This is a genomic window from Acinetobacter sp. ATCC 27244, assembly GCF_000156555.1.
Classification (GTDB): domain Bacteria; phylum Pseudomonadota; class Gammaproteobacteria; order Pseudomonadales; family Moraxellaceae; genus Acinetobacter; species Acinetobacter haemolyticus.
Genome location: NZ_GG665949.1, coordinates 440,022 through 445,364 on the forward strand (window position 1 = coordinate 440,022; position 5,343 = coordinate 445,364).

Sequence of the window (5,343 nt, forward strand, 5' to 3'; positions counted from 1 at the left end):
TATCCTTGTTGGCCTTGGAAGATCACAAGAACTTCAGCACCATTGTCTATTTGTGTATGGAGTGGGTTGTTTTTGGCGATATGAGCAACTAAAGTCGCATTTTGTTCATCATTAACTAGCAACTCAATAGGTAAATGCATAGCATCTAGCCCTGCATTATTCTGAGTGATGAGAGTCGCAAAAGGATATTGGCGAATTAAATCATGTAAAACATCTTGACGCGTTTCTTTAAATATTTGAGGGATGTACATGAGTCAACTCCATTCACTAGCCTAAATGATGTAGGCGATTCTGTTTGTTCGGTGCAGATTTTCGATAACTTCCTGGACTCACGCCACTCCATTTTTTGAAAGCACGATGGAAAGCACTTGGATCATGGAAATTAAGATCATCACTAATACTTTGGATAGAGTCGTTGGTCTTGCTTAGTCTCTCAATCGCAATATCGCAGCGAATATCATTTTTAAGTTGCTGGTAACTTACACCTTCTTGTTTTAGTCGTCTTTGTATCGTCGCTGTAGACATATTTAATTGTTGTGCAATGTCTTTCAGCTCAGCCCACTCTGATGGAGGTTGTAAGAGTAGCTGCCGACGAATTTGAAGACTAAGAGAATTTTCATTTTTAAAACGTACAATCAAGTTATAGGGTGTATGTCTTAGAAAATCATTTAATGCTTGTTTGTCTTTTTTAATTTTATGTTTGAGATAATGTGCATCGAACTCAATACAATTTTGGGTTGCATGAAACTGGATGTTTTCACAAAAACGAATTCGATAATCTTGTATTTCCACAGGCTGATGGCATTTGAAAGACATCTTTAGAAATGCAATTCGTTGGTCGCTTAACCAACACATTAAGCTATGTACTAACATCAAGAAAGTTGAATAGGTGAACATACGTTTCGGCTGATCACGGTCATGCAGAATTAAATAGGCTTTGCTTCCATTTTGAACCAACTCACCATGAATATCATCCAGTACTAAACTTAGGAATTTTAAAATTTCTCGAATAGCTTGTTCTAATGTATCTGCTTCAAATGCAAGTTTTGCCAATAGCTTGTAACTGCCACGACGCATCGGGTGGGAGTCCATGCCAAGAAACTCATCATTCATGCTTTCAGCAAGCTCTACCCAAAGTTGAGCACATTGGGTAACGGGAATACGTGCTTTGGCAGAAGTTAATAGTTCAGCTGAAATACTGGCCCGATTCGCAATATTGACAATATTTAAGCCACGACTTGCAGCAACACTTAATGCTTCGCGTATCAAAGCATTTGAAATAGTATCTTTGGCAGAATTAAGGTCGAGTGGAGGATTTTTGCTCATACACGCATGTAATACAGGAGAGTAAATAGTTGAATGCTCAAAAGTTGCATTAAATTTGCTACTTTTTGGAATTGTATCGAAAAAAAGTTGAGATTACTCTCAGTTATAAAAATTTATATCTTTAATTTGATAGGAAATGTAAATGAAAATTCAAGGAAAACATTTTGTTATTACAGGCGGTGGCTCTGGTTTAGGTGCAGCAACGGCTGAATATTTAGTTGAAAAAGGCGCTTTTGTGACTTTGGTGGATATGAATGCTGAAGTTGGCGAGCAACAAGCGAAAGCTATAGGTGACCAAGCAGAATTCGTAAAATTAGATGTAACGGATGAACAAGCAGCTGAGCAGTTCTTTAAAGAGGTTGTTGAAAAGCATGGAAGTCTACACGGATTAATCAATTGTGCTGGGGTGGGACCGTCGGCAAAAGTAGTGGGTAAAGATGGAGTTCATGATTTGGCAATGTTCTCCAAAGTTTTGCATATCAACGTTACTGGTACATTTAACATGTTGCGTTATGCAGCAGATGCGATGAGTAAGAATAGTATGGAAGAGGGTGACGAAGATCGTGGTGTGATTGTAAATACGGCTTCAGTTGCTGCTTTTGATGGCCAAATTGGTCAAGCAGCTTATTCAGCATCAAAAGGTGCAGTTGTTGCGATGACTTTGCCGATTGCGCGTGAGCTAGCACGTAATAGTATTCGTATTATGACAATTGCACCAGGCATCATGGAAACACCGATGCTGAAAGGTCTGCCACAAAATGTTCAAGATGCACTTGGGCAAATGGTTCCTTATCCTTCACGTTTAGGGCGTCCGGAGGAGTTCGCTCGCTTAGTTGCGCACATTGCTGAAAACGCATATCTCAATGGTGAGGTTATCCGTTTAGATGGTGCAATTCGTATGGCAGCGAAATAGATTGGGTTGTTTGAAAAGTACAGCCAATGCTGTACTTTTCACTTTTAATGTATCAGTTTGTAGCCTGTTTTGACGTATCGTAGATTTGCTTATATATTGATAATGAAAATTATTATCAAGATTGGATTGAAATCATGCGATATCTGAACAAAGGTTTACTTACATTACTAGTATGTTCGAGTGTAAGTATTTCAGCTTTTGCAAACTTCACTCAAGCACCATTGCCATATAAAAGTGATGCTTTAGAGCCTGCTATCGATCAGCAAACGATGGAAATTCATTATGGTAAACACCATAAGGCCTATGTCGATAACTTAAATGCTCAGATCAAGACCTATCCAGAGTTGGATAAATTGAATATTGAGCAGATTCAGCAACAGATCTCTAAATACAATGCTGCAGTTCGTAATAATGGTGGTGGACATTTTAACCATGCATTTTTCTGGGAAAGCTTAGCCCCAACTGATAGAACGGGTAAGGTAAGCCTTAAATTGTTAAAGAAAATCAATCAAGATTTTGGTTCATTTAAAGCTTTTCAGGAACAATTTAACCAAGCAGCGACCAGTCGTTTCGGTTCAGGATGGGCATGGTTGATTGTCAATCCACAAGGTAAATTAGAAATTACCTCAACACCAAACCAAGATAATCCATTAATGGATATTGCCGAGAAGAAAGGTCAGCCTTTGCTAGGTTTGGACGTTTGGGAACATGCATATTATTTGAAATATCAAAATCGTCGAGCCGATTACACCAATGCATTTTGGAGTGTGGTGAATTGGAATAAAGTAAATGATCGTTATCAAAAAGCAAGTAAATAGTTTTTGATAAGGTATCCGAGACAAATAAAAGTGATGGTTGAAACCATCACTTTTTATTTGGATACGTTTATTGATTTTCCCAACGTTTATAAGCACGATTAAAACTAGAAAGTGATGAATAGCCTAAATTCCTTGCAATCTCATCTTTTGTTATAAAAGGATTCAGCAATTAATTTTTGTGCTTTTGCTTTTCGTACTTGATCATAAAGAATCTGAAAACTTACATTTTGCTCTTGCAGCATCCGTTGCAAAGTACGTTTGGTTAGATTTAGTTTTTGAGCAACTTGATCAATATTGAGCAAGCCTTGATGCTGATCATCGATCAAATTTTTAACACGATGTAAAATATTTTGTGTCGCCACCAGCTCATCAAGCTCTTTCTGACATAATAATTTAAATTTTTCAGACGTTAGTGGGTCAGACATGCTTAATGGTTTCTCTAAAAACTTCGCTGAGCTTATTAAGCGAGTATGGGGTTGTTCATAATGTATTTCTGTAAAACTAGATGCCAAAATATTTTTAAAACGAGAAAAATATTCAGGACACTTACATTGTAGATCTATGCTTGGTTTAAAATCTGGAATAAAGAACCTTGCCAAATGCACAAAGCCGGTTAAAAAGAAAACACAGCTAAATTCATAAGCTTGCAAGTCACAAGGGTCGTTAAAATCCATTACAGATTTATCATAAATAATATTGTAATAGGCCAATTCATTTTCAACGACAAAATGTAAATCAACAAAGGAACATTGCAGACTCACAAATTGATTGATGGTTTGAATAGCATCAAGTGGATTTTTGGCAATCGCAACAGTGAAACCAAGTAAACCATGAGAACTGATTTTTAATTGTGTACTTGCATAAAAACCGATGCCTTGTTCTTGGGTCAAATCAATCGTTCTTGCAATAACTTTTTTGAAAGAAGTTAAACTAATTTTATAATTAATATCATGCAATTTCTCTATTTCTACTCCTGTACCCCAAAATAATTCTTCTGCTGAAATATTCCACCGAGCAACGACTTCGCTTAGTAAGTGGACATAAGAACTACTAATAAAATGTGGATGATGAAGGCGGGGAATACTCATGATATTAGGAAAATTCCTTTTGCAGTTTTGCTTAAATTTAGTAAAAATTAAAACAGTAAAATTAATTTGAAAATGTTCATTCATCGGATTTTTTTCATTTCATACCAAAATTGGCGTGAATTGTTATGATTTTGGCATCGTTTGTTTTAGTCTAAAAATCACACAATATTTTGGAGGAGTATACTTTGCAAGTCTGATGTATGTAGGAATGGATCCTTATACATAGCCTAGGACTAAGTTGTTGTAATAAAAATCAAAAATGCTTGGAGCAGAAAAGTGAAGAAAAAATATCTCAATGCAATAGTTTTAACGACGGGCATGCTCATTAGTGGTGGATCAGTTGTACATGCTGGTTTATTTAGTTTTCTATCGCCAAAAGCATCATGGCAAAACTGTGATGTGAAATCTTGTTCAGTAGGCGGAAGTACAAATGTTACTTCTAGTTATGCAAAAACAAAATACCCGATTGTATTAGCTCATGGAATGTCAGGGTTCTCGGCTGTTGGCCCATTGCAGTATTGGCATGGAATTACTGAAGATTTGGTGAGCAATGGTGCGAATGTATTTGTTACACAACAAGCTGCATTTAACTCATCAGAAGTAAGAGGAGAACAACTGCTCTTACAGACCAAACAAATTTTAGCCATAAGTGGTGCTGAGAAAGTGAACTTGGTCGGTCATAGTCATGGGACGCATTCAATTCGCTATGTAGCGGGTTTGATGCCCGATAAAGTAGCCTCCGTTACCGCTGTTGCTGGCCCAGGAAAAGGTTCGAATGTAGCGGATGTGGTTTATGACTTTACACAATCACCAGTTGGGCCAATAGCTGCACCTGTCATTTCTGCTGGTGTCAATGCATTCGGAGCATTAATTGGAATAGGCTCTGGTAATTACTATGATCAAGATTCTTTAGCTGGACTTTGGTCGCTGACGACTGCTGGGGCAGCAGAGTTTAATCAACGTTTCCCTGCTGGAATACCGATGACAGCATGTGGTTCAGGGCGAGAACTTGAAAGTAACGGTGTTCGTTATTACTCATGGACTGGAATAAGTCCGTTTACAAATGCACTCGATCCATTTGATTATGCCCTAACGGCGACTTCATTGCTGATTCCGGGTGATAGTGATGGATTAGTTCCGCGTTGCTCAAGTCATCTTGGTACGGTCATTCGCGATAACTATGCATTTAACCATCTAG

Annotated in this window: 5 protein-coding genes and 1 pseudogene; 3 read left to right on the top strand and 3 right to left on the bottom strand. The window is 37.7% G+C overall.

The genetic code is table 11. The annotated features are described in order from the left end of the window. A partial coding sequence (locus HMPREF0023_RS01970; protein ID WP_008941029.1) for an FMN-binding negative transcriptional regulator occupies nucleotides 1-251 on the bottom strand: 251 nt, incomplete at its 3' end. Nucleotides 252-267: 16 nt separating this feature from the next. Beyond that, entirely contained in the window at nucleotides 268-1,326 is a 1,059-nt protein-coding gene (locus HMPREF0023_RS01975; protein ID WP_008941030.1) for an AraC family transcriptional regulator, read from the bottom strand. A gap of 142 nt (nucleotides 1,327-1,468) precedes the next feature. Here HMPREF0023_RS01975 and HMPREF0023_RS01980 point away from each other — a divergent pair, with 142 nt between their 5' ends. Both HMPREF0023_RS01980 and HMPREF0023_RS01985 read left to right on the top strand, forming a co-directional pair. Further along, nucleotides 1,469-2,239, top strand: a complete 771-nt coding sequence (locus HMPREF0023_RS01980; RefSeq protein WP_008941031.1) for a 3-hydroxyacyl-CoA dehydrogenase — start codon at nucleotides 1,469-1,471, stop codon at nucleotides 2,237-2,239. Nucleotides 2,240-2,373: 134 nt separating this feature from the next. Then, nucleotides 2,374-3,057 (top strand): superoxide dismutase, encoded by a 684-nt coding sequence (locus HMPREF0023_RS01985; RefSeq protein WP_008941032.1) that lies wholly within the window; start codon nucleotides 2,374-2,376, stop codon nucleotides 3,055-3,057. A 67-nt stretch (nucleotides 3,058-3,124) separates the two neighbouring features. Here the strand turns inward: HMPREF0023_RS01985 and HMPREF0023_RS01990 are convergent. Further along, nucleotides 3,125-4,145: pseudogene (locus HMPREF0023_RS01990) on the bottom strand (AraC family transcriptional regulator ligand-binding domain-containing protein). A gap of 276 nt (nucleotides 4,146-4,421) precedes the next feature. On the opposite strand from HMPREF0023_RS01990, the gene HMPREF0023_RS01995 reads away from it, so the two are divergent. Next, nucleotides 4,422-5,343 (top strand): lipase family alpha/beta hydrolase (locus HMPREF0023_RS01995; protein WP_008941034.1); only part of this gene is annotated, 922 nt, incomplete at its 3' end.

Bases quoted from the DNA above. Each gene is read 5' to 3' on its own strand.
- HMPREF0023_RS01980 (WP_008941031.1), top strand. From the start codon at position 1,469: ATGAAAATTCAAGGAAAACATTTTGTTATTACAGGCGGTGGCTCTGGT.
- HMPREF0023_RS01985 (WP_008941032.1), top strand. From the start codon at position 2,374: ATGCGATATCTGAACAAAGGTTTACTTACATTACTAGTATGTTCGAGT.
- HMPREF0023_RS01975 (WP_008941030.1), bottom strand. From the start codon at position 1,326: ATGAGCAAAAATCCTCCACTCGACCTTAATTCTGCCAAAGATACTATT.